Origin of the sequence: Vibrio sp. 10N.222.52.B7, assembly GCF_041474275.1 — a bacterium.
GTDB classification, from domain to species: domain Bacteria; phylum Pseudomonadota; class Gammaproteobacteria; order Enterobacterales; family Vibrionaceae; genus Vibrio; species Vibrio crassostreae_C.
Genome location: NZ_JBFRTU010000320.1, coordinates 1 through 283, shown reverse-complemented (window position 1 = coordinate 283; position 283 = coordinate 1). Strand labels below are relative to the sequence as shown.

Annotated in this window: 1 protein-coding gene; it reads left to right on the top strand. The window is 43.8% G+C overall.

Going from position 1 to position 283, the window contains the following annotated elements; all coding sequences use genetic code 11:
- On the top strand, positions 1-283 hold a 283-nt coding region (locus AB4512_RS23020), incomplete at both ends, for a Solitary outer membrane autotransporter beta-barrel domain (protein ID WP_372175843.1).

Sequence of the window (283 nt, the reverse complement as noted above, 5' to 3'; positions counted from 1 at the left end):
TTGTTGCAGAACCTTCAGTCAAACTTCAATACTTGCAACCAAAGGAGTGGGGCAGCTGGAATGTGTCTTCAAGAGTTCGTTACTTTTATGGAACAGGCTGGGGCGAAGCGAATGATGGCGATATCGGTAACCCAGAAGGGATGCGATTCATTAATGAACTAGAGTTTAGGCAAAATGTAGCGCTCGATGCTTGGTCGCTTAATAACCCTCAAATCCACTATAACTTAACAAGAATCGATGTCGCGGGTGATTTGACTGCTCCTTTAGATACGCACTATTACTA